The 22,896-nt window shown below is 72.7% G+C and carries 20 protein-coding genes and 2 pseudogenes; 5 read left to right on the top strand and 17 right to left on the bottom strand.

What is annotated here, in order from left to right:
* Positions 1–1,285: pseudogene (mgt, locus tag ABZ354_RS01355) on the top strand (macrolide-inactivating glycosyltransferase).
* 172 nt (positions 1,286–1,457) lie between these two features.
* On the opposite strand, the gene ABZ354_RS01350 reads toward mgt, so the two are convergent.
* The gene (locus tag ABZ354_RS01350) at positions 1,458–3,725 is read right to left on the bottom strand and encodes an MMPL family transporter (protein ID WP_358651676.1); all 2,268 of its coding nucleotides are present in this window, start codon (positions 3,723–3,725) and stop codon (positions 1,458–1,460) included.
* A 534-nt stretch (positions 3,726–4,259) separates the two neighbouring features.
* Between ABZ354_RS01350 and ABZ354_RS01345 the strand changes: the two are divergent.
* Positions 4,260–4,805, top strand: a pseudogene (locus ABZ354_RS01345) (DUF1697 domain-containing protein).
* On the top strand, positions 4,798–5,172 hold the full coding sequence (locus tag ABZ354_RS01340) for a nuclear transport factor 2 family protein (RefSeq protein WP_358651675.1): 375 nt from the start codon (positions 4,798–4,800) through the stop codon (positions 5,170–5,172). Before ABZ354_RS01345 ends, ABZ354_RS01340 begins: the two are co-directional and overlap by 8 nt.
* A gap of 40 nt (positions 5,173–5,212) precedes the next feature.
* Here the strand turns inward: ABZ354_RS01340 and ABZ354_RS01335 are convergent, their stop codons facing one another.
* The 15 genes from ABZ354_RS01335 to ABZ354_RS01265 form a co-directional block, all read right to left on the bottom strand.
* Positions 5,213–5,950 (bottom strand): sirohydrochlorin chelatase, encoded by a 738-nt coding sequence (locus ABZ354_RS01335; RefSeq protein ID WP_358651673.1) that lies wholly within the window; start codon positions 5,948–5,950, stop codon positions 5,213–5,215.
* Positions 5,951–5,958: 8 nt separating this feature from the next.
* Positions 5,959–6,876, bottom strand: coding sequence for an ABC transporter permease (locus ABZ354_RS01330; protein ID WP_358651671.1), 918 nt, complete (start codon positions 6,874–6,876; stop codon positions 5,959–5,961).
* Positions 6,863–7,651: an ABC transporter ATP-binding protein gene (locus tag ABZ354_RS01325; protein WP_358651669.1), complete on the bottom strand. Its 789-nt coding sequence runs from the start codon at positions 7,649–7,651 to the stop codon at positions 6,863–6,865. The genes ABZ354_RS01330 and ABZ354_RS01325 overlap by 14 nt, the downstream gene beginning before the upstream one ends.
* A gap of 50 nt (positions 7,652–7,701) precedes the next feature.
* Positions 7,702–8,808, bottom strand: coding sequence for an aliphatic sulfonate ABC transporter substrate-binding protein (locus tag ABZ354_RS01320; protein WP_358651667.1), 1,107 nt, complete (start codon positions 8,806–8,808; stop codon positions 7,702–7,704).
* Positions 8,809–9,028: 220 nt separating this feature from the next.
* Complete coding sequence (locus ABZ354_RS01315) at positions 9,029–10,363, bottom strand: GTP-binding protein (protein WP_358651665.1); 1,335 nt, start codon at positions 10,361–10,363, stop codon at positions 9,029–9,031.
* A 2-nt stretch (positions 10,364–10,365) separates the two neighbouring features.
* Positions 10,366–11,301, bottom strand: a complete 936-nt coding sequence (gene cysD, locus ABZ354_RS01310) for a sulfate adenylyltransferase subunit CysD (protein ID WP_358651663.1) — start codon at positions 11,299–11,301, stop codon at positions 10,366–10,368.
* Positions 11,298–11,912, bottom strand: a complete 615-nt coding sequence (cysC, locus tag ABZ354_RS01305; RefSeq protein ID WP_358651661.1) for an adenylyl-sulfate kinase — start codon at positions 11,910–11,912, stop codon at positions 11,298–11,300. The genes cysD and cysC overlap by 4 nt, the downstream gene beginning before the upstream one ends.
* Complete coding sequence (locus tag ABZ354_RS01300) at positions 11,909–12,619, bottom strand: phosphoadenylyl-sulfate reductase (RefSeq protein WP_358651659.1); 711 nt, start codon at positions 12,617–12,619, stop codon at positions 11,909–11,911. Before ABZ354_RS01300 ends, cysC begins: the two co-directional genes overlap by 4 nt.
* A complete protein-coding gene (locus ABZ354_RS01295) occupies positions 12,616–12,798 on the bottom strand; it encodes a hypothetical protein (protein WP_358651657.1) in 183 nt (60 codons plus the stop codon). The genes ABZ354_RS01300 and ABZ354_RS01295 overlap by 4 nt, the downstream gene beginning before the upstream one ends.
* On the bottom strand, positions 12,795–14,492 hold the full coding sequence (locus ABZ354_RS01290; protein WP_358652221.1) for a nitrite/sulfite reductase: 1,698 nt from the start codon (positions 14,490–14,492) through the stop codon (positions 12,795–12,797). Before ABZ354_RS01290 ends, ABZ354_RS01295 begins: the two co-directional genes overlap by 4 nt.
* 150 nt (positions 14,493–14,642) lie before the next feature.
* Positions 14,643–14,726, bottom strand: coding sequence for a putative leader peptide (locus ABZ354_RS01285; RefSeq protein ID WP_310591794.1), 84 nt, complete (start codon positions 14,724–14,726; stop codon positions 14,643–14,645).
* Positions 14,727–14,852: 126 nt separating this feature from the next.
* Positions 14,853–15,425, bottom strand: coding sequence for a GNAT family N-acetyltransferase (locus ABZ354_RS01280; RefSeq protein WP_358651655.1), 573 nt, complete (start codon positions 15,423–15,425; stop codon positions 14,853–14,855).
* A 61-nt stretch (positions 15,426–15,486) separates the two neighbouring features.
* On the bottom strand, positions 15,487–16,854 hold the full coding sequence (locus tag ABZ354_RS01275) for a hypothetical protein (RefSeq protein ID WP_358651653.1): 1,368 nt from the start codon (positions 16,852–16,854) through the stop codon (positions 15,487–15,489).
* 342 nt (positions 16,855–17,196) lie between these two features.
* Positions 17,197–18,486: a GAF domain-containing protein gene (locus ABZ354_RS01270; RefSeq protein ID WP_358651651.1), complete on the bottom strand. Its 1,290-nt coding sequence runs from the start codon at positions 18,484–18,486 to the stop codon at positions 17,197–17,199.
* Between the two features lie 283 nt (positions 18,487–18,769).
* Complete coding sequence (locus ABZ354_RS01265; protein ID WP_358651649.1) at positions 18,770–20,404, bottom strand: acyl-CoA dehydrogenase family protein; 1,635 nt, start codon at positions 20,402–20,404, stop codon at positions 18,770–18,772.
* A gap of 120 nt (positions 20,405–20,524) precedes the next feature.
* On the opposite strand from ABZ354_RS01265, the gene ABZ354_RS01260 reads away from it, so the two are divergent.
* A complete protein-coding gene (locus tag ABZ354_RS01260; RefSeq protein ID WP_358651647.1) occupies positions 20,525–21,667 on the top strand; it encodes a YihY/virulence factor BrkB family protein in 1,143 nt (380 codons plus the stop codon).
* A gap of 51 nt (positions 21,668–21,718) precedes the next feature.
* Complete coding sequence (locus ABZ354_RS01255) at positions 21,719–22,411, top strand: helix-turn-helix transcriptional regulator (protein ID WP_358651645.1); 693 nt, start codon at positions 21,719–21,721, stop codon at positions 22,409–22,411.
* 15 nt (positions 22,412–22,426) lie between these two features.
* On the opposite strand, the gene ABZ354_RS01250 is transcribed toward ABZ354_RS01255, so the two are convergent.
* The gene (locus ABZ354_RS01250; RefSeq protein ID WP_358651643.1) at positions 22,427–22,828 is read right to left on the bottom strand and encodes a VOC family protein; all 402 of its coding nucleotides are present in this window, start codon (positions 22,826–22,828) and stop codon (positions 22,427–22,429) included.
* Positions 22,829–22,896 lie beyond the last annotated feature (68 nt).

Here is a 22,896-nt window from a genome sequence, read left to right as displayed (position 1 = left end):
ATCCAGTTGTACGAGACGTATCGTCTCGCCTAGGGTCATCGGCATGACCAGCCCCGCGCACATCGCCATGTTCTCCATCGCCGCCCACGGTCACGTGAACCCGAGTCTCGAGGTGATCCGCGAGCTGGTGGCGCGCGGGCACCGGGTCACGTACGCCATTCCGCCCGTGTTCGCCGAAAAGGTCGCCGCGACCGGCGCCGAGGTGAAGCCGTGGAACTCCACGCTGCCGTCGCCCGACGACGACCCCGAGGCGTGGGGGACGACCCTGCTCGACAACGTGGAGCCCTTCCTCAACGACGCGATCCAGGCGTTGCCGCAGCTCATCGAAGCCTACGAGGGCGACGAACCCGACCTGGTGCTGCACGACATCACCTCCTACCCGGCGCGCGTCCTCGCCCACCGCTGGGGCGTGCCCGCCGTCTCCCTCTCACCGAACCTCGTCGCCTGGGACGGCTACGAGCAGGAAGTCGCCGAGCCGATGTGGGAGGAGCCGAAGAAGACCGACCGGGGCAAGGCCTATTACGCCCGCTTCGCGGCCTGGCTGGCGCAGAACGGGATCACCCAGCACCCGGATCCGTTCGTCGGCCGCCCCGACCGCTCCCTCGTCCTCATCCCCAAGGCGCTCCAGCCGAACGCCGACCGGGTGGACGAGAGTGTGTACAGCTTCGTCGGCGCCTGTCAGGGCGACCGGGGCGGCGAGGGCGACTGGCAGCGTCCCGCGGGCGCCGGGAAGGTCGTCCTCGTCTCGCTCGGCTCGTCCTTCACCAAGCAGCCGGGCTTCTACCGGGAGTGCCTGAAGGCCTTCGGCGAGCTGCCCGGCTGGCACCTGGTCCTCCAGGTCGGCCGGCACGTCGAACCGGCGGAGCTGGGGGAGATCCCGCCCAACGCCGAAGTGCACTCCTGGGTGCCGCAGTTGACGATCCTGCGGCAGGCCGACCTGTTCGTCACCCACGCGGGCGCGGGCGGCAGCCAGGAGGGCCTTGCCACGGCCACCCCGATGATCGCCGTACCGCAGGCCGTGGACCAGTTCGGCAACGCCGACGTGCTCCAGGCGCTCGGCGTCGCCCGGCACGTCCCCCTCGCGGAGGCGACGGCGGACACCCTGCGCTCCACCGCGCTCGCGCTGGTCGACGACCCGGAGGTGGCCCGCCGCCTGAAGGCCGTCCAGGCGGACATGGCCCACGAGGGCGGCACCCGGCGCGCGGCCGACCTCATCGAGGCCGAACTGATCGGGGCCGGACCGATCGCCGCAGGACCGATCGACGCCGGACTGCCCACCGCCTGACCGGCAGGGCAGGGCAGCGCGCGCAAGGGGCCCGCCGACTCCCCGCGGAGCCGGCGGGCCCCTTCCGCCGGCGGGCCCCTTCCGTTGCGTACGACCGGCCGGGCCGCGCCGTATCGCGTGACCGGTCCCGGCCGGGCCGCACGGCATGACCGACCGGGTGGGCAGGGGCCCGTCAGACCCGTACCGGCGCGTACTCTCCCTCGCCGCCCCGGGACGCCGGGGCTGGCTCCTCGAGGGCCTCGTCGTGCGTCATGTCCGGCAGCCATCGCAGGCACGTGGGGAAGTACCAGTTGCGCTCGCCCAGCAGCGCCATCACGGCCGGGAGCAGCACGCCCCGGATGACCGTCGCGTCGATGAGCACGGCCGCAGCGAGGCCCACGCCCATCTGCTTCATCGACTGCATGGAGAGCGTCCCGAAGATCGCGAACACGGCGACCATGATGACCGCGGCGCTGGTGACGACCCCGGCCGTGGTGACCACACCGTGCCGGATCGCGTCCGTCGTCGTACGGCCCCGCAGCCGCGCCTCGCGGATCCGGGACACCACGAACACGTGGTAGTCCATCGACAGGCCGAACAGGATCACGAAGAGGAACAGCGGCAGCCAGGTGATGATCGCGCCGACACCCTCCGCGCCCACCAGGGACGCGCCCCAGCCGTGCTGGAAGACGGCGACGAGGATGCCGTAGGCGGCGCCGACCGACAGCAGGTTCAGCACGATCGATGTGACGGCGACGGTCAGCGAGCGGAACGACAGCAGTATCAGCAGGAACGCGAACACCACGACGAACACGAACACCGGGACGACGGAGCCGACCAGCTGCTCGTTGAAGTCGTGGGAGCCCGCGACCTGGCCGGTGATCGGCGCCTCGACCCCGTCGACCGTGCCGAGCGTGGCCGGGCGCACCTCGTCGCGCAGTTTCTCCAGGCTCGCGCCCGCCTCGTCCTGGTCGGAGCCGCCGACCAGCGGGACGTACACGAAGGCGATGTTCTGCTCGTCGTGCAGCCTGATCTCGACCGGCCCGCGCGAGGCACCCGAACTGATCGCCCGCTCCTTGAAGCCGGCCAGCGCGTGCTTGACCTCCGGGGCGTTGATGTCGGCCGCCTTGACGACCACCTCGGCCGGCTCCGAACCGCCCGGGAAGGCCTCGTTGATCCGGTTGTACGTCTGCACGATGGGCAGCGAGTCGCCGAACTCCTGGTCCAGCGTGAGGTTCTGCGTCTTCATGCCGACCGCGGGGGCCGCGAGGGCGAGCAGCGCGCCGGTCGCGACGACCACCGACAGCACCGGACGGGCGAGCACCCGCCGCAGCACCGCCGTCCACAAGCGGCTCTCACCGTTGCCACGGGAGGCGCGCTGGTGCGCGTTCCGGCGGCGCAGGAACGGGACACGTCCCTTCTCGACCCGTTCGCCGAGCAGCGACAGCAGCGCGGGCAGCACCGTCACGGAGCCGACCATGGCGACCGCCACGACCATCAGCGACGCGAGGCCCATCGCCTCGAACTCGGCGAGACCGGTGAACAGCATGCCCGCCATCGCCACGCACACCGTGACACCGGAGACGACGATCGCCCGTCCGCTGGTCGCGGCGGCGATCCGCAGCGCCGTCTGCGCGTCCCGGCCCGCCGCCCGCTCCTCGCGCTCACGGCGCAGATAGAACAGGCAGTAGTCGACGCCCACGGCCAGACCCACCAGCAGCATCACGGAGTTGGCGGTGTCGCTCATCGGCATCACATGGCTGACGACGCCCATCAGTCCCATCGTCGCCATGATCGCGGTGACCGCCAGCGCCACCGGGAGCAGCGCCGCCACCAGCGCGCCGAAGGCGATGAGCAGAATGCCGAGGGCCACCGGCACCGCGGAGTACTCGGCCTTCCGGAAGTCGTCCCCGAAGGCGTCGTCGAACGTCTTCATCATGCTGGCGCCGCCGATCTCCTCGATCCGCACCGCCTCGTGGCCCTCTCCGGCCTTCTCCACGGCCCGCAGCACCGGCTCCACGCGCTCCCCGGCGGTGTCCGCCTCGCCGCGCATGTCGAACTGCACCAGCGCGCTGCGGCCGTCCTCGGAGATCGTCCCCGTGTCGTACGGGGTGGTGACGTCGGTGACCTCGCCGGTCGCCTCCACCGCGCGGACGACCGCGCTCACGGCCGACCGGAACGCGGCGTCCGTGGCCTTCAGCGAGCGGTCCTTCGCCTGGACCAGGACGCTCTCGCTCGCCGGTTCGTCGATGCCGGCGTCCTCGACGATCCTCGCGGCGGTGTGTGTCTCCCCGGAGAGCTGATCGCTGTCCTTGACGTCGACGCGGCCCGCCGCCGAACCGAGCCCCATCGCGAGGACGACGAACAGCACCCATATCCCGACGGCCGCCCAGCGATGCCGGGCGCTCCAGCCGCCGGCCCGCGCGGCGAGCCCTCGCACCCGCGTCTCTCTCTTCCCCATGACGGGCCTGCCCTCGGTGTGCGGCGACGGCCCCCTGCCCTCGCCTGTCCTTTCGACGGTATGGGCCGGACAGACCCGTCTCCTCGTGCTGTCCGGTGAAGTACGGCGTGCCCGGGTCCTCCCCATGGACCCCGGCACCTCCGCACTGGGGAGGACGGCGGCCCCTTACATCTACCGGGCGCCGTGGGGGAGGACGCTCGGGGTTCCCGCCGGCTTCCCCGTGGCGCCGGAGGCCCCGTCGGCCGACCGGCACTGTGCGCACCGGTGGACCGCCGGTGGATCAGCTTTGCGGACCGGCGGACCGGCGGACCGGCGGAGCAGCGGATCGGCGTACCGGCGTACCGGCGTACCGGCGAGCCCATGGTCCGGATGACCCATGGCGGACCCGTGTTGAATCAGTGTCGAATAAGTCACAGGCGGGTGCAGCGGTTGATCCGCGCCCGGTGTTCGGCGAGAGTTTCGCCGAGTCCGGCATCCGGACCCGGCCGTCGCGCCCACCCCCACGGGGCACGACGGCCGACTTATGGTGTGCGCATGACGACGACGTACGCGGCACTGCTGCGCGGCATCAACGTGGGCGGCAAGAAGGTCCCGATGGCGCAGCTGCGCGCCGCCCTGGAAAGCCTCGGCTACGACGGCGTACGCACCTATCTCCAGAGCGGGCAGGCCGTGTTCACGCCCTCCGGCGGCGACGAGGCCTCGCTGGCCGCCGACATCACGGCGGCGATCGAGCGGCACTTCGGCTTCGGCGTCGACGTCCTCGTGCGCGACCACGCCTACCTGAAGGCGGTCGCGTAGGCGTGCCCCTTCCCGGCGGCCGAGCTGGAGGGCCGGCAGCTGCACGTCACGTACTTCTCGGAGCCGGTCGACGCGGCCCGCTTCGCCGAGATCGACCGGGCGGCGTACCTCCCCGAGGAGTTCCGGCTCGGCGACCGCGAGCTGTACCTGTACGTCCCGGAAGGCCTCGGCCGCTCCAGGCTCGCCGACCACCTGGCGAGGCCGCGCCTCACCAAGGGCCTGATCGCCACCACCCGCAACTGGAACACCGTCCGCACACTCGTGGAGCTGACCCGTGCCTGACGCCCTCGACGAGGATGCCGTGGCCGCCGCCATCGCCTGCGAGCTGGCCCTCCTCGACCCCGGGGTCCGCGGCGACCGGCGCCGTGTGGACGCCCTGCTGCACCCGGACTTCCGCGAGCACGGCGCGTCCGGCCGGATCTGGGACCGCGACTCGGTCATGGTGATGCTCGACGGGACCGATCCCGGCGGCCCGCCGATCGTCGCGTCCCGTATGAAGGGCGTCCGGCTGGCGCCCGGCCTCGTCCATCTGACCTTCGACACGGACGCCGACGGCCGCCGGGCCCACCGCAGCTCGCTGTGGCGCCGCACGGAGCAGGGCTGGCAGCTCTACTTCCACCAGGGGACGCTCTACGACGGGGACGACTGACAGCCGGCCTCGCGCGGCCCCGGGCCTTCGGCCCCGGCTCTCAGGCGCTCGCTGCCGCCGCCAGGGGCATCCGTGCCCCGTCGTAGCGCTCCAACAGTACCCGCGCCACCTCCGGCGCCGGGCCGAGGACGTCCGCGAGGACGTCCGCCCCGGCCGCGCCCCGCGCGATCCGGTCCGGCAGGCGGCCGGGGGCCAGGACGTACCGGGCGACGGCGACGCGTCCGCAGCCGAGGGCGCGCAGGTCGCGTACCGCGTCCTCGGTGCGGGGCGGGGAAGCGGAGGCGAACGCAGGCCGCACGGCACGCCAACCGGTGTGCCGCCACTCCCGCGCGATGTCAGCGATCACTGCGATCGCCTCCGGGTCGGTGGACCCCGCCGAGGCCAGCACGACCCCGGTCGAGGACTTGTCGGCGGGCGTGAGACCCGCCTCGTACAGGCGCCGTTCCAGCGCCGTGAGCAGCAGCGGGGACGGGCCGAGGACGTCCGCCCGGTGGATGCGCAGGCGCGGCGGCGCCTGCGCGAGGACGGCCGGGATGTCGGCCTTCGCGTGGAAGGCGCGCGTCAGCAGCAGGGGGAGCGCCACGACATCACGCACGCCCTGCGCGTCCAGGGACTCCAGGACGCCCCGCACGGACGGCACGTCGAAGTCGAGGAAACCGGTCTCCACCCGCAGCCCGGGCCGCAGCGACCGGACGCGCCGCACCAGCGCGTGCACGGTCGCGGCGTGCCGCGGGTCGCGGCTGCCGTGGGCGACGACGAGCAGGACCGGTTCGCGCATGACGTGCCTCAGCCCTTCACCAGCAGACCGCGGCTGCGCAGCACCCAGCGCTCCAGCGGGCTGAAGATCAGCAGGTCGATGGCGATGCCGACGACGAGGATGAGGATGATCGCCTCGAAGACCATGGCCATGTCGGAGGCGTTGCGGCCGTTCTCCAGCAACTGGCCGAGACCGACGCCGAGGTCGGGGAAGGACGCGATGATCTCGGCGGCCATCAGCGACCTCCAGGAGAACGCCCAGCCCTGCTTCAGGCCCGCCACATAGCCGGGCAGGGCGGCCGGCAGGGTGATGTGCCAGGTGCCCTTCAGGCCGGTGGCGCCCAGCGTGCGGCCCGCCCGGAGGAACAGCGGCGGCACCTGGTCGACGCCGGACACGAGGCCGTTGGCGATCGACGGGACCGCGCCGAGCAGGATCACCGCGTACATCATCGAGTTGTTCAGACCCAGCCAGATCACCGCAGGCGGCACCCACGCCACCGACGGCAGCGACTGCAGGCCGGACAGGATCGGGCCGATGGCCGCGCGCACGAACTTCACGCGCGCCACGATCAGACCCAGCGGGGTGCCGATGGCCAGCGCGAACAGGAAGCCGAGCAGGCCGCGCGAGACGCTCGTCCAGATGTAGCCGAGCAGTTCGCCCTCGAGCCAGGCGTCCCGGAGCACGTTCCATACGTCGGCCGGGGCGGGCAGTTTCGTCGGATCGTCGACGATCCCGAAGGAGACCAGGCCCTGCCACACCAGCAGCACCAGCAGGACGGCGCTGACCGGCGGCAGGATCTTCTCCACGAGCGTCTGCCGGAAGGGCGTACGGGCGTGCTGCACCGTCTCCAGCGCGTCCAGGCCCGCCTCCAGGCCGGCGAGATCGCTCCCGCCGTCCCCGGTGGCCGTCGTCCCGGTCGTCCTGGTCGTCGTGTCAGTGCTGGCCATGGCGGCGGATCTCCCCCCGGAGCTGTTCGGTGATCTCGACGGACAGCTCCGCGACGGCGGTGTCCTCGATGCGGCGCGGATGCGGGATGCCGACCGTCCACTCCCGCGCGACGCGTCCCGGGCGCGACGACAGCAGCACCACGCGCTGCGCGAGCCGGACGGCCTCGCGCACGTTGTGCGTGACGAACAGGACGGACAGCCGCGTCTCGCGCCAGATCCGGGTCAGCTCGTCGTGCAGCACGTCCCGGGTGATCGCGTCGAGCGCCGCGAACGGCTCGTCCATCAGCAGCAGCCTGCTCTCCTGCGCGAGGGCGCGGGCCAGCGCGACGCGCTGGCGCATGCCGCCGGACAGCTCGTGCACCCGCTTGCCGTACGCGCCCTTGAGCCGGACCAGTTCGAGCAGTTCCTCGGCGCGCCCGCGCCGCTCGTTCTTGGGTACGCCGCTGAGCCTCAGGGCGAGTTCGATGTTCTTGCCGGCGGTCAGCCACGGGAACAGGGCGTGCTCCTGGAACATCAGCGCCGGGCGGCCGTCCGTGGTGATCGCACCGGCGCTCGGCCTGTCGAGTCCCGCCACCAGGTTCAGCAGCGTGGACTTGCCGCAGCCCGAGGCCCCCAGGAGGGTGACGAACTCGCCGGGCGCGACATCGAGCGTGATGTCGTCCAGCACCAGCTGCTGCCCGGCGGGCCCGGCGAACGACTTCGAGACGTGCTCGATCCGGGCGGCGTGCGTGGCCGCCCCGGTGCCGTCGGCGGCCCTGGCGAGGGTCGTGGCCATGGTCGTCACCTCCTGGGGACTGTTTCGGGATGCGGGCTGCTCGTCCGGGCTTACTTCGCGCCGAGACCGGCGTCGTCGACCGTGCCCGTGCCGCCCTCGGCCGTGAGGACCTTGTTCAGGAGGGTGAGGTCGTAGATGCCCGCGAGGTCGGGCTCGTCCAGCAGGCCCGCCTTGACGGCGTGGTCCGCCTCGGTGCCCAGGGTCGCGGCCAGCGGGTCGTCGGTGAACCGGATCGACTTCCACGCCGGGTCGAGGACCTCGGGCGGCAGCGCCTTGCCCGCGTCGGTCTTCAGCTGCGCGTTCGCGGCCGTCTTCGCCTCGTCCGGGTGGGCGCCGATCCACCTGTTGGTCTTCACGGAGGCCCTGAGCACCGCCTCGACGGCCTTCGGGTGCTCCCTGAGGAACGTCTGCGACACGATGATGTTCGTGATCACGAACTTCTTGTCCGGCCAGAGGTCCGCCTCGTCGAGCAGCACCCTGGCGCCCTCGGCGACGAGCTTCGACGCGGTCGGCTCCGGCACCCACGCGCCGTCGACCGACCCGGCCCGGTAGGCGTCCGGGGTGACCTTGTTGTCGCTGCGCACGACCGTGACGTCGCCCTTGCCGCTCTGCGCGTCGACCTTCCAGCCCTGCTCGGCGGCCCAGTTGAGGAACGCCACGTCCTGCGTGTTGCCGAGCTGCGGCGTCGCGATCCGCTTGCCCTTCACGTCCTTGACCGACGTGATCTTCCCGGGGTTCACCACGAGTTTCACGCCACCGGACGCGGACCCGCCGACGATGCGGAGGTTCTTGCCGCCGGACTTGGTGTAGCCGTTGACCGCCGGGGACGGGCCGATCCAGCCGATGTCGACGGAGCCCGAGTTGAGCGCCTCGATCTCGGACGGACCGGCGTTGAAGGTGGCGTACTTCGCCTCGGTGGCGCCGAGCTCCTTCTGGAAGAAGCCCTTCTGCCGGCCGACGAGTGCGGTGCCGTGCGTCAGGTTCCCGAAGTACCCGATCCGCACGGAGCCGAGTCCGTCGATCTTCTTCGCGTCGGCGGCGACCTTCGCGGTGTCGTCGCCCTCGGCCTCGGAGCCGTAGCCGCAGGCGGCGAGGGCGAGCAGGGGAAGCGCGGCGATCACCGCGAGGGTGCGGCGGGCGGTTTGGCTGGCTGGCACGGGAGGTGTTCCTCTCGTCGGCCCGGTCGTCACGGTTCTTCAGGTCGTGGCCGGGAGCTCGGCAGGGTGTCTACGGCGGTGGGGGGTGAGGGCGCGCGAGCGGTGCGCGTACGTCAGCGCACACATCGGCCCACTCCGCCCTGCCCGCTGCCGAGAGCCCCGCTGCCGATGCGGCCGCCCTCCTTCGCGAACGTGGAGTAGACGTCGGGGGAGTCCATGCTCAGAAGTCCCACCCGTCGTCGTCGGCCTCGTCCTTGACGGGCTCCGGCGAGGCGAACGACTCGCCGACCATGCCGGCGGTCAGGGTGGTGCCGTCGCTCGGGTCGATCAGGATGAACGAGCCGGTGCGCCGCGAGTCGGCGTAGGAGTCCACGGGCAGCGGCTCCGCGGTACGGATCTTCACGCGGCCGATGTCGTTGGCGGCGAGCTGCCCCGGATGCGGGTGCAGGGACAGGTCGTCCAGCGTGAGCCGCGACGGGATGTCCTTGACCAGGGCCTTCACCGTACGGGTGCCGTGCTTGAGCAGCACCCGGTGGCCGACGGTCAGCGGGGCGTCCGCGACGTGGCAGACGGTGGCTTCGATGTCCTGCGAGGTCGGCGGCGCGTCCTTGCTGGGCACGATCAGGTCGCCGCGGGAGATGTCGATGTCGTCCTCCAGCAGCAGCGTCACCGACTGCGGCGTCCACGCCACGTCGACGCTCTCGCCCAGCAGGCCGATCCCCGCGATCCGGGTGGCCCGCCCGGACGGCAGGACCGTCACGGACTCGCCCACGCGGAACGTGCCCGCGGCGATCTGACCCGCGTATCCGCGGTAGTCGGGCAGCTCGGCGGTCTGCGGCCGCACCACGTACTGCACGGGCAGCCGGGCGTGGCAGTGCGTCAGGTCGTGCGCGGCCGGCACCGACTCCAGGTGCTCCAGCACGGTCGGGCCCGCGTACCAGTCCATGTGCGACGACGGTTCCACGACGTTGTCGCCGACCAGCGCCGAGATGGGGATCGCGGTGACCTCCGGGACGCCCAGCTCGGTGGCGTACGCGGTGAACTCCTCGGCGATCGCCGCGAACACCGGCTCCCGGTAGCCGGCCAGGTCCATCTTGTTGACGGCGAGGACGACGTGCGGGACGCGCAGCAGCGCGGCGATGGCCGCGTGCCGGCGGGTCTGCTCCACGACGCCGTTGCGTGCGTCGACCAGGATCACCGTCAGCTCGGCGGTGGACGCTCCGGTGACCATGTTGCGCGTGTACTGCACATGACCCGGGGTGTCGGCGAGGATGAACCGGCGCCGGGGCGTGGCGAAGTAGCGGTACGCGACGTCGATGGTGATGCCCTGCTCGCGCTCGGCGCGCAGGCCGTCGGTGAGCAGGGCGAGGTCGGGAGTCTCCTGGCCCCGGCCGGCCGACGCGCGTTCCACGGCCTCCAGCTGGTCCACCAGGACCGACTTGGAGTCGTGCAGCAGGCGGCCCACCAGCGTGGACTTGCCGTCGTCGACGGAACCGGCGGTGGCGAACCGCAGCAGGGTGGTCGCCGAGAGTTCCTCGGTGGTGGTCGTGCTCATGGTTAGAAGTACCCCTCGCGCTTGCGGTCTTCCATCGCGGCCTCGGAGAGCCTGTCGTCGGCGCGGGTGGCGCCCCGCTCGGTGAGCCGGGAGGCGGCGATCTCCGTGATCACCTTCTCGATGGTGTCGGCGTCGGAGTCGACGGCGCCGGTGCAGGACATGTCGCCGACGGTGCGGTAACGGACCTGCCGCGTCACGACGGGCTCGGTGTCCTTCGGGCCGCCCCACTCGCCCGCGGTCAGCCACATGCCGCCGCGCCGGAACACCTCGCGCTCGTGCGCGAAGTAGATCCCGGGCAGTTCGATGTTCTCCCGGGCGATGTACTGCCACACGTCCAGCTCGGTCCAGTTGGACAGCGGGAAGACCCGGACGTGTTCGCCGGGCGCGTGCCGGCCGTTGTACAGGTTCCACAGCTCGGGGCGCTGGCGGCGCGGGTCCCACTGGGAGAACTCGTCGCGCAGCGAGAACACCCGTTCCTTCGCGCGGGCCTTCTCCTCGTCGCGCCGCCCGCCGCCGAACACGGCGTCGAACCCCTCGCTCTGGATCTTCTCCGTGAGCGGCAGCGTCTGCAGCGGGTTGCGGGTGCCGTCCGGGCGCTCCTTGAGGACACCGCGGTCGATGTAGTCCTGCACGGAGGCCACGTGCAGCCGCAGCCCGTGCCGCTCGACCGCGCGGTCGCGGTAGTCGAGGACCTCGGGGAAGTTGTGCCCGGTGTCGACGTGCAGCAGCGCGAACGGCACCGGCGCCGGCGTGAACGCCTTCAGCGCCAGGTGCAGCATGAGGATGGAGTCCTTGCCGCCGGAGAACAGGATCACCGGCTTCTCGAACTCGCCGGCGACCTCCCGGAAGATGTGCACCGCCTCGGACTCCAGCGCGTCCAGGTGCGACAGGGCGTACGGGCTGCCGGTCTCCTCGGTGACGGTGGCGACGGTCGTCATGCCGGTCCCCTTTCGCTGAGCAGGGCGTACACCGCCGCGGCGGATTCCTGGACGGTCTGGTTCTGGGACTCGATGCGCAGGTCGGGCGAGAGGGGCGCCTCGTACGGGTCGTCGACGCCGGTGAGCCCGGTCAGCTCACCCGCGGCCTGCTTGGCGTACAGGCCCTTCACGTCGCGTTCGCTGCACACCTCGACGGGCGTGGCCACATGCACCTCGAGGTAGCCGGTGCCGTTCGCCCGATGCCGCGTGCGGACGGCCTCGCGGCTGTCGGCGTACGGCGCGATCACCGGGACCAGCACCGTGACGCCGTTGCGGGCGAGCAGTTCGGCGACGAAGCCGATGCGCTGCACGTTGGTGTGCCGGTCCTCGCGGCCGAAGCCGAGGCCCGCGGAGATGAACTCGCGGATCTCGTCGCCGTCGAGCACCTCGACGCGCCGGCCCTCCTCGCGCAGCCGGCCGGCCAGCTCGCGGGCGATCGTGGTCTTGCCGGCGCTCGGCAGACCCGTGAGCCAGACGGTGGCTCCGGTCGTCACGTCGGTCTCCTGAGTCGTCTGAGTCGTCTGAGTCGTCTGGGGTGCGGGGGGCGTCCGGTACGCCTGAGCCGGCGTCATCCGTGCAGCCCGCACTCGGTCTTGGCGCGGCCCGCCCAGCGGCCGGCGCGCGCGTCCTCGCCCTCCAGCACCCGCCGGGTGCAGGGGGCGCAGCCGACGGAGGCGTAGCCGTCCGTCAGCAGCGGGTTGGTCAGCACGCCGTGCTCGGCGACGTAGGCGTCCACGTCGTCCTGCGTCCAGCGGGCGATGGGGGACACCTTGACCTTCTGCCGCCGGTCGTCCCAGCCGACGACCGGGGTGTTCGCCCGGGTCTCCGACTCGTCGCGGCGCAGCCCGGTCGCCCAGGCGAGGTAGCCGGCCAGGCCCTCTTCCAGGGGTCGCACCTTGCGCAGCCTGCAGCACAGGTCGGGGTCGCGGTCGTGCAGCTCGGGGCCGTACTCGGCGTCCTGCTCGGCGACCGTCTGCCGCGGCGTCAGCGTGATGACGCGGACGTCCATCACGGCGTCGACCGCGTCCCGGGTACCGATGGTCTCCTCGAAGTGGTAGCCCGTGTCGAGGAACACCACGTCCACGCCGGGCATGGCGCGGGAGGCGAGGTGGGCGACCACCGCGTCCTCCATCGAGGACGCCACGCAGAATCGTTTCCCGAACGTGTCGGCCGCCCACGTGAGGATCTCCGCCGCGGAGGCGTCCTCCAGGTCGCGGCCCGCCTGCTCGGCCAGCGCCTTCAGTTCCCCGGACGTTCGTTCTTCCCGAATGGCCGTCATGCTGCCCCTGTCCCTCCCGCGTCCGGTCGCCTCAGTCCCTGGGCCAGCAGCCCCAGGAACGTCAGCCGGAAGGCCCGATTGCACGCCGCGCACTCCCACGCGCCGTGGCCCTGTCCGCCCGGCCGCAGGTCCTCGTCGCCGCAGTAGGGGCAGTAGAAGGGTGCCGCCCGTTCGCTCATGACAGGGCCTCCTCGGAGGCGCGCGCCGCCCACGCGGCGAACCGCTCGCCCTCGTCGCGCTCCGCCTCGAACCGCTTGAGGACGCGCTCGATGTAGTCCGCCAGACCGTCGGCGGTGACCTTCAGGCCGCGCACCTTGCGCCCGAAGCCGGCCTCCAGGCCGAGCGCGCCGCCCAGGTGCACCTGGTAGCCCTCGACCTGTTCGCCCCGTTCGTCGACGACCAGCTGCCCCTTGAGACCGATGTCCGCCACCTGGATACGGGCGCAGGCGTTCGGGCAGCCGTTGAGGTTGATGGTGATGGGCTCGTCGAAGTCCGGCAGACGGCGCTCGAGTTCGTCGATCAGCCGGGAGCCGCGCTGCTTGGTCTCCACGATGGCGAGCTTGCAGAACTCGATGCCGGTGCAGGCCATGGTGCCGCGCCGGAACGTGGACGGCCGGGCGGTGAGGTCCAGTGCCTCCAGGCCGTCCACCAGCGAGTCGACCTGGCCCTCCTCGACGTCGAGGACGATCATCTTCTGCTCGACGGTGGTCCGCACCCGGCCGGAGCCGTGCGCCTCCGCCAGGTCGGCGATCTTCGTCAGGGTGGCGCCGTCGACGCGGCCGACACGCGGCGCGAACCCGACGTAGAAGCGGCCGTCCTTCTGGCGGTGGACGCCGATGTGGTCGCGCCACTGCTGCACGGGCTGCGCGGGGGCGGGGCCGTCGACGAGCTTCCGCTTCAGGTACTCGTCCTCCAGCACCTGCCGGAACTTCTCCGCGCCCCAGTCGGCGACCAGGAACTTCAGCCGGGCGCGGTTGCGTAGCCGCCGGTAGCCGTAGTCGCGGAAGATCGAGAGGACGCCCTCGTAGACGTCGGGGACCTCGTCGCCCGGCACCCAGGTGCCGAGCCGTACGCCCAGCTTGGGGTTGGTGGACAGCCCGCCCCCGACCCACACGTCGAAGCCCGGCCCGTGCTCGGGGTGGCGTACGCCGACGAACGCGACGTCGTTGATCTCGTGCACCACGTCCAGCAGCGGCGACCCGGAGACGGCGGTCTTGAACTTCCGGGGGAGGTTGGAGTACGCGGGGTTGTTCAGGACGCGGCGCTTCATCTCCTCCAGCGCCGGCGTGCCGTCGATGATCTCGTCCTCGGCGATACCCGCCACGGGGGAGGCGATCATGACACGCGGGGTGTCGCCGCAGGCGGTCACGGTGGACAGCCCGACGGCCTCCAGCCGGTTCCAGATCTCGGGCACGTCCTCGATCCGGATCCAGTGGTACTGGACGTTCTGCCGGTCGGTGATGTCGGCCGTGCCGCGGGCGAACTCCTGCGAGATCTCACCGATCACGCGCAGCTGCCGCGTGGTGAGCGCCCCGCCGTCGATACGGACGCGCAGCATGAAGTACTCGTCGTCCAGCTCCTCGGGCTCCAGTACGGCGGTCTTGCCGCCGTCGATGCCGGGCTTGCGCTGGGTGTAGAGCCCCCACCAGCGCATGCGGCCGCGCAGGTCGGCGGGGTCGATCGAGTCGAAACCGCGCTGGGAATAGATCGTCTCAATGCGTGTCCGCACATTGAGACCGTCGTCGTCCTTCTTGACCTGCTCGTTGCCGTTCAGCGGGGTGAAGTGCCCCGCAGCCCACTGGCCCTCACCGCGGTGACGGCTCACCTTGCGGCGGGGAGTCGCGGCGGCAGGCTTCTGCGGGGTGGCGGCCATGGTGGATACGTCCTCCGGGACAGGCGTGGACATCGGCTTTGACGTGCGCACATGTGTGTATGGGCATACGTGCGCGTCATTGCGCGGGAACGAGAGAGAAGAGGTGTCGGCGCTGCTGGAACCCGTGGCCTCGGGGGCGGGGGCGGTGCGTCAGCGCGCCGGACAGATGGCGCTGGACATGCGGCCGAGGTCGACGTGCCGCCGACTCACCAAGGCAATTCCAGTTCCGGACATGACGGAAGCGTGGCACGGCGATCTGGAACCAGTCCAGCATCTTCCAGTATGTGGACCACATTGTCTCGCGCTGCGAGATGCGGGTGTCGTTGGTCACACGTCGCGCGAGTGGTCTTGCCGGGCCGGTCAGGCCGGCTGGGCGCCGGGCCAGGGACCCGGAGTAGGGCCGTCCGCTTCGTCCTCGACCTGGGTGTCGAACAGGGTGAAGCCCCGGCGCAGGTAGTTCGCCATGGCGTGCTCGCCGTCCTTGCTGCACGTGTGCAGCCACACCCGCTTCGTCGGAGCGAGCCCCGGCCGGCGCTCGGCCAGGTCCCAGGCGCGCGCGGTGCCGTACGACAGCAGGTGCCCGCCGATGCCGCGGCCCCGGAAGGCGGGGATCAGACCGAAGTAGGCGATCTCGACGACACCGGCGTCCTGCGCATCGAGCTCCACGTACCCGGCGGGCGTGCCGCGGTCGTAGGCCACCCACGTCTCCACGCCGGGCCGCTCCAGGTACTCCCGCCACCGTGCGTACGTCCAGCCCAGCCGGTCGATCCAGCGGATGTCGCCGCCCACCGACGCGTACAGGAAGCGGCTGAACTCCGGGGAGGGCACTTCGGCGCGCACGATCCGCACATCGCCCTCGGGTGCGGCGGCGGGCAGCAGGTCGCTCGGAGCGGTCTGCTCCAGGGACCAGGTGGTCACGACGATGCGAGTCATGCCGGCCAGAGAATCATCCCGGTCGGGAATCTGTCGATCGAGGGCCGCGGGATGCCCGGGCTCAGGGCTTCGCGAGGGAGGCCAGCGGGACCGCGAACAGGGCGCCGGACGACTGCGACCAGACCTCGCCCGTGCTCTCCCAGTGGGACAGCGAGGTGGCCGGGGCGCTCCAGCAGCGCCGGGTCCGGTCGGTGCCGCAGCGGACGGGGTGGGCGTCCTCGGTGTCCTGGCGCCACAGCGCGCCGTGTCCCTGCCCGGTCCGGGCCGGCCGGCCCAGGTACCAGGTGGCGCGGTGCGACAGCACGCCCTGGACGCCGGTCACCCTGCTCTCGTACGCCTCGCCGGCCCGCACGTACCCGGCCGCGTCGGTCTCCAGCAGGCCCGGGCGGTCCGGGTCCCCGCTGAACGGGTAGCGCCACAGCCGGGTACGGCCCTCGCGCTCCCCCTTGTCGCCCAGGGGGACCCGGTCGGTCACCGCCAGGCTGTCCGGGACCGTGCTGCGGTCCAGGGAGACGCTGTCGGGGCGCGGTGCGTCGGCGCCGCCGGACAGCCGGTAGGACGCGATCGGCGTCAGTATGAAACGGCAGTCGTGCGCGGACGCGTCGTCGGCGACCCGGGCCGCGGCGCCGGAACCGGGAGCGGGGCGGGAGCCGGGGCCGGCGCGGCGGATGTGCTCCACGTCGTACACGTACAGTGCGGCGCGGTCCGCGCGGCCCGCGGTGACGAGCAGCTTGTTCTGGTACCAGACCATCCCGGACACCGGAGAGCCGAGCCCGCGCAGGTCGCGGCCGTCGGGGGAGGGGGCGGCGAGCAGCACCCAGGTGTAGGCGAGGTGTTGGGGGTCGTTCGCGTCGACGAAGGCGACCCGGGCGAGGCCCCCGCGCGCCGTGGCGCCCCGTCCGGGGGTCCGGCCCGCGGGCGCTTCCCGGCTCCAGGCGGACAGGATCACGCGGTTCTCGCCCCAGCGGCCGTCGTCGTCCGCGTCGCCGGAGGTGGTGACGGCCCCCGGCCGCCAGCCCGCCGTGTCGGCGTCGTCCCAGCAGTAGGCGCGGGTGGCCGCGGGAGAGACGGGCAGGGCCGCCCGCTCGCGGGCCGTGCAGCGGGCCTTCTCGCGCAGGGCGCGGTCGGCCTCGGCGAGTACGGCGCCCACTCCGACGGGGCGGCCCAGCGCGGAGGCGAGCCGGCCGGCCGCGGGGGGTGTCGGGTGCTCCGTGAGGCGCAGCGCGCCCGTCTCGGCGACCGCGGTCAGCGGGTGCGGGGCGGGGGGCTTGGCGACCGTGGCCTTCGCGGCGCCCGGATACTCGGCGACCGTGGCCTGCGAGGCGCTGATCATGGTCGCCGCGGCCGTCAGTGCGAAGGCGGCACCTGACAGGACGCCGCGCAGCACACGGCCACGCCTGCGCCGACGGTGTCTGCCACGTTGCTTCATGCCGTCCTCCCGATGCGGGCCAACTGCGCCGGGCGGTCCCCATGGTGCGTGAGACGGGTGGGTCGGCCCGGACTCGGATGCTACGACAGACCGGGCGGCCCGGAGACGAACGCCCGAACATATGCGGCAGATGCGGGAGTTGTCTGGGGGAAGGATGCGGCATCGGGCCCTCCGGCCAAGCCGCCCGTCCGGTCTGTTTCGGCCACCGAGGCCGGAGTTGACCGGGTGTCGGTCCGGCGACTCGGTGCGCCCGGGGTGCGGAGCGGATCGCTGCCGTGAGGGCGTCTCACTTCCGCGTAGTGGGTCCGGCCCCGCGTCATCGGGGCGGTTCCGCGGGCCGGTTCAGCCACGCGTCCTCCCGGTGCGGTGGCGGTCGACCGCCGGGGCCGTCGAGTGGGGGAGGAGGCCGGCCGGATCGTCCGGGAACAGGATCTCGACCTCCGCCCCGTCGCAGAAACGATACGGCCGGTGTTCCAGAAACCCTCCGAGATACCGTCTGATCCGCGACATCTCGGCCCGTACCGTCACCGTGCGGGCCGGGTCGCCGAACATGTCCTCGGCGAGCCCCGACGCGCTGCGCCCCGCCGGATGCGTCGCCAGCAGGAACAGCAGCTCTGCGTGCCGGGGACTCAGTTCATGACGGAACGAACCCGCGCTGCCCGCCACCTCCAGCGACCAGCGGCGCTGCCGGCGCAGGTCCAGCACCATCCGGGTGACGCCGTGCCGCACCGGCTGCTCCTCGACCCGCACCAGCCAGCCGCCGGCCATCGGCTCCACCGAGCACAGCCCGAGCGCCGGCAGCCAGCGCGGGCCCGCCGTCGGCGACTTGGGCAGTGCGATCCGCTCCGTGTACGGCATCCCCGTCACCGCCGCCGTCCAGCCGTCCCGGTCCACGACCAGCGCGCGGCCCCCGATGCGGGCCAGCACCGGCGCCGCCACCGCCCGCAGCCGTTCCAGCGACCCGACGTGCAGCTCCCGCAACCGCGCCTCGGCGAGCTTGGCCACCGAGTCGACCCAGGCCAGCGTCGCCGGATGCATCGTGTCCAGCGGCCCGCTCACGTCCACCACGCCGAGCAGCCGGCCGTCCCGGGGGTCCGTGATGGGCGCCCCGGCACAGGTCCAGCCGGTGTGTGAGCGGGTGAAGTGCTCGGAGGCGAACACCTGGACCGGACGGCGGGTCACGGCGACGGTGCCGACACCGTTGGTGCCGACGACGTGCTCGCCCCAGTCCTCGCCCACGTCGAAGCCGATCACGTCGGCCTTGCGCAGGACGGGCGTGCTGCCCTCCCGCCACAGCACCCGGCCGTCCGAATCGGCCACCACCACGATGTGCCGGGTGAGGTCGGCGACCGACACGAGGCCCTCGCGCAGCACGGGCAGGACGTGGCGCAGCGGGGACGTCTCGCGCCGCCGCCGTACTTCGTCGGCGCCGAGCGGCGCGACTCTGCAGGGGTGATCCGGGTCGAGACCGCCGCGCAGCACCCGCTCCCAGGACTGGCCGATCACCGGGCGCGGCGGGAGCGGGGTCGGCCGGCCGGAGAGCGCCGCGGAGCGGACCTCGCTGAGTACCCGGGCCGCGCGGGTCGCGTCGACGACGGCGAGCCGAGCCACGTCCGCCGACGTGAGCGCCACTGGTCCTCCCGTGAAGTAGAGCGAAGGAAGAACGGGGAAGGCGGAGGGGGTGAGCCTTCCCTGACTGGTTGTCTCATAGTGCCGTCCCGGACGGGCGGAAGCACCGGGTCCACTCACAGTGGCAACTAACTTGCAACCTTCCGCAACCCTGGTGGGGCACCCGTACGGTCCCGGAAACTGAGCGCGTCGCCCCGGCGACGCGCGTGGCCTGAAAGGGCCAGTGCGGCGGGGGTGGTGCCGTGTCGGCGCAGCACCACCCCCGCGACACCGGGACGGACACCCCCTAGCTCTCCGGGCGGGCCCGGTCCACCACGGACGCCAGGTCCAGGGTGTGCGGCAGTGTCCCGAAGGCCGCGCCGCCGTCGCCGCCCAGCCGGGACGCGCAGAACGCGTCGGCGACCTCCGGCGGCGCGAACCGCACCAGCAGCGAACCCTGCAGCACCAGCGCCAGCCGCTCCGCGAGCCGCCGCGCCCGCGCCTCCACACCCGCCAGGTCCGCGAGTTCCGTCAGCAGGTCCCTGATCGCCCGGTCCAGACGGTGGTCCGCGCCGCGCGCCAGACCCACCTCCCGCAGATACGCGTCCAGGGCCTGCGGCTCCCGGCCGAGCGCCCGCAGCACGTCCAGCGCCTGCACATTGCCCGCACCCTCCCAGACCGAGTTCAGCGGCGACTCCCGCACCAGCCGCGGCAGCCCCGACTCCTCGACGTACCCGTTGCCGCCCAGGCACTCCGCCGCCTCGACCGCGACCGGCGCGCACCGCTTCGTCACCCAGTACTTGGCGGCCGGGAGCGCCAGCCGCAGCAGCGCCCGCTCCTGCTCGCCGCCGTCGTCGTACGCGGCGGCCAGCCGCAGCGCGAGCGTCGTCGCCGCCTCCGACTCCAGCGCCAGATCGGCGAGGACGTTGCGCATGAGCGGCTGGTCGACGAGTTTCCCGCCGAACGCCTCCCGGTGCGCGCAGTGGTGCACGGCCTGCGCGACGGCCTGCCGCATCAGACCCGCCGAGCCCAGCACACAGTCCAGCCGGGTCGCCGCCACCATCCCGATGATGGTGCGCACCCCGCGACCCTCCTCGCCGACCCGGCGCGCCCAGGTGCCGTCGAACTCGACCTCCGCCGACGCGTTCGACCGGTTGCCCAGCTTGTCCTTCAGCCGCTGCAGGAGGAACACGTTGCGCGTGCCGTCCGCCAGCACCCGCGGCACCAGGAAGCACGTCGGCCCGCCCGGCGCCTGCGCCAGCACCAGGAACGCGTCCGACATGGGCGCCGAGCAGAACCACTTGTGCCCGGTCAGCCCGTACGTGCCGTCCTCGGCGAGCGGCCGGGCCGCCGTGGTGTTCGCCCGTACGTCGCTGCCGCCCTGCTTCTCCGTCATGGCCATTCCGAACAGGACACCGGGCTTGCGTCCGGCGGGCCGCAGCTCACGCTCGTAGATCGTGGACGTCAGCCGCGGCTCCCACTCGGCGGCGAGCGCCGGGTCCGTGCGCAGCGCGGGCACCGCCGCGTGCGTCATCGACAGCGGGCAGCCGCTGCCCGCCTCGGCCTGCGTCCACACCAGGAACCCGGCCGCGCGCCGCACATGCCCGCCCGGCCGCGTCCACGCCGACGTGAGCCCCGCCGACACGCCCTTGCCGAGCAGCCGGTGCCACGCCGGATGGAAGTCGACCTCGTCGACACGGTTCCCGTACCGGTCGTGGGTGCGCAGCACGGGCGGGTGGTCGTTGGCCTGCGCCGCCCACTCCCGCACCTGCGCCGACCCCGCCGACCGCCCCAGCGCCGACAACTCGCCGCGCGCCTCGTCCAGCACCGCCGGGTCCAGGTGCCGTCCGACCGCCTCCGTCAGGGGCCGGTCGGCGGCGAAGACGTCGTATCCGACCAGCGGCGGAGCCTGGTTGGTCACGCTGTGGGTGCTGCCTGGCATGTCTGCGAACCTATCCCTCGGCACGTCGGAGGTCACCAGAGTGACACGGCGGGCGGGCCGGGCGGACGGAGCCGGGGCCGGTGGATGAACGGGGCCTCGCGTGGCAGATACCGTTAAGGCGTGCAGCCAGCAAGTGAAACCCCCGACAGGCCCTCCGGCCGCCTCCACCGAGCCCGCGCGCTCTACCGGAACGTCTCCAAGCGCAGGACCGCCTGGCTGCTGCTGAAGGACACCGTCAACTCGTGCATCGAGTACCGCATCCTGGGCCTCGCGGCCGAGGCCGCCTTCTTCACGCTGCTGTCGGTGCCGCCCCTGCTGCTCAGCATGATCGGACTGCTCGGCTACGTCGACGCCTGGACCGGCGCCGACACCATCGTGAGCCTCCAGAAGAACATCCTCGAAGCCGCCCACACCGTGCTGTCCGACCGGGGTGTCGAACAGGTCGCCGAGCCGATCCTGCACGACGTGATGAAGGGCGGCCGGCCCGACATCATCTCCCTCGGCTTCCTGTTCGCGCTGTGGTCCGGCTCGCGGGCGGTGAACGTCTTCATCGACACGATCACCGTGATGTACGGCCTCGACGGCGTCCGCGGCATCGTCAGCACCCGCCTGCTGGCCTTCCTGCTGTTCATCGTGGCGCTGCTGATCGGCTCGATCGCGCTGCCCCTGATGGTCGCCGGGCCCGACGCCGTCGTCCGGATCGTGCCCTGGTCGACGACGGTCGTGCAGATCCTGTACTGGCCCGTGGTGATCCTCCTGTCGATCGCCTTCCTGACGACGCTGTACCACGTGTCCGTCCCGGTGCGCTCGCCGTGGATCGAGGACGTGCCCGGCGCGCTCGTCGCCCTCGGCATGTGGGTACTGGGCAGCTCCCTGCTGCGCATCTACCTCACCAGCACCGTCGAGGGCCCCACCATCTACGGCTCGCTCGCCGCACCCGTCGCCGTACTGCTCTGGATCGGCGTGTCCGCGTTCGCCGTGCTCGTGGGCGCCGCCGTCAACGCCGCGATCGACCGGGTCTGGCCCGCCGCGGCCACCGCCGCCGCCCGCGAGGCGAACGAACGGCTGCGGCAGGCGCAGGTCGCCGAATACGTCGCGCGGACGGCGGCCGCCGCCGACAGCGGAGGCGACCCGGACATGCCGTCCGAGTTCCCCGAGCGCTGGTCCCGCTTCCTGCCCCCCGAGGACGTCACCGCCCGCCTGCGCACCCACGCCAGGAGCGCCTCGCGCCACGGGACCGGGCCGCCCCACGACGAGAAGTGACGCCGGCCGGCCGACGGCCGGCGGGCCGGTGGGCGCGCGTAGCCTGGCCGCGTGTACACCGAGCGGGCGGCCCGGCTGACCGGGGCGGTCCTGTGGACCAGCCACCCGGCCGGGCCGGGGCGTGTCCTGCCCGACGGCTGCATGGACCTGCTGTGGAGCGAGCACCAGGGCGCCCTGCTGGTCGCCGGGCCCGACACCCGCGCCCATGTCACCGACGGGACGCCCGGCGCCTGGGCCGGTGTCCGCTTCTTCCCCGGCACCGCGCCCTCCCTCCTCGGCGTACCCGCCCACGAGCTGCGCGACCGGCGGCTGCCGCTCGGCGACCTGTGGCCGACGCCCCTCGTACGGCGCCTGACCGCCGGCGTGAACGCGGCCGACGACCCGGCGACCGGCCTGGAGGAACTCGCGCTGCGCCTGGCCCGCGAGACCGGGGCCGACACCCCCGACCCGCTGCTGCGGCACCTCGTGACCGGCCTGGACGCGGGCCGCCCCGTGGCCGCGGTAGCCGACGAACTCGGTCTCACCGCACGTCAGGTGCACCGCCGCTCGCTGACCGCCTTCGGCTACGGCCCCAAGACCCTGGCGCGGGTACGGCGCCTGCAACGAGCCCTCGCCCTCGCCCGGTCCGGGGTCCCCCTGGCCACGACGGCCGCCCGCGCCGGATACGCCGACCAGGCCCATCTCGCCCGCGACGTGCGCGACCTGACGGGCCTCACGCCCTGCCGGCTGCTGGGCCGCCGGTAGAGGGGGAAGGCGGGTTCACGGGGCTGCCGGCAGCGGGGCGAAGAGGTCCACGCCGTTGCCGTCGGGGTCCAGCACCACGGCGTACCGCTGGCCCCACACGGCGTCCCACGGAGCCCGCTCCCCGTGGCAGCCGGCGCCCACCAGGTCCGCGTACACCGTGTCCACCTCGCCCGGGTCGTCGCACCGCAGGGCCAGCGAGGCGCGGGCGCCGCCGCGCGGGGGACGCCAGGCGGGGTGGAAGGACCGCACGGTCTCCTCGGTGTCCAGCAGCAGACGCAGCCCGCCGGGCAGTGCGGCCTCGGCGTGCGGCAGCACCTCGGACCCCTCCGGGAAGGCGAACCCGAGGCGGCGGTAGAAGGCGACGGAAGCGGCCATGTCGGAGACGACCAGGCCCACGGCATCGAATCGTGCACTCATGGGGCCACCGTAGGAGGCGCCCCGGCGGGCGGTCTTGAAGGAATCGGACGCGGACCGGTGCGCGGGAC

The organism is Streptomyces sp. NPDC005925 (assembly GCF_040638805.1).
Classification (GTDB): domain Bacteria; phylum Actinomycetota; class Actinomycetes; order Streptomycetales; family Streptomycetaceae; genus Streptomyces.
Note: the sequence above shows the minus strand (reverse complement) of the source record. Positions and strands in the feature narration are given on the sequence as shown.